Origin of the sequence: Streptomyces sp. HPF1205 (genome assembly GCF_020400825.1) — a bacterium.
Lineage (GTDB): Bacteria > Actinomycetota > Actinomycetes > Streptomycetales > Streptomycetaceae > Actinacidiphila.
This window is the reverse complement of record NZ_JAINVH010000133.1, coordinates 1-712: the sequence shown is the minus strand read 5'-3', so window position 1 is coordinate 712 and position 712 is coordinate 1. Positions and strand designations below refer to the sequence as shown.

The 712-nt window shown below is 69.7% G+C and carries 1 protein-coding gene; it reads right to left on the bottom strand.

Translation table 11 applies throughout. The features are described from left to right. On the bottom strand, positions 1-712 hold a 712-nt coding region (locus K7G61_RS35970; RefSeq protein WP_225851358.1), incomplete at both ends, for an acyltransferase domain-containing protein.

The window sequence follows — 712 nt, the reverse complement described above, 5'->3', positions numbered from 1 at the left end:
CGCCACCACCCGCGCCGCATCCCCCAACGACAACGCCCCCGCCACCGCCGCAGCCGCAATCTCGCCTTGGGAGTGCCCCACCACAGCGGCCGGCTCCACACCCAGCGAACGCCACACCGCCGCCAACGACACCATCACCGCGAACAACACCGGCTGCACCACATCCACCCGCTCCAACAACCTCGCATCATCCAACGCCTCACCCAGCGACCACTCCACATACGGAGCCAACGCCCGCTCACACGCGGCAATCGACTCCGCGAACACCGGCGAAGCAGCGATCAACTCACGCGCCATCCCCACCCACTGCGACCCCTGACCCGGGAAAACGAACACCACACGACCATCACCCTCGGCCCGCCCCGTCACCCCACCACCCGACGCCACCTCAGCCAGCCCCGCCACCAACTCATCCGCATCCGCGCCCAGCACCACCGCACGGTCCTCGAACACCGCACGACCCCGCACCAAACCGGCCGCCACCGCACCCGGATCAACACCCGCAACAACCCCCGCCAACCGCCCCGCCTGCGCCCGCAACGCCGCCTCACCCCGACCCGAGACCACCCACGGCACCACCGGAGAGTCGAGGACGGTTACCGGGTCGGAGGCGGAAGGAGCGGCAGCCGATGTCTCCGGGTCGGCTTGTTCGAGGATGATGTGTGCGTTGGTCCCGCTGATCCCGAAGGACGACACACCGGCGCGGCGTGGA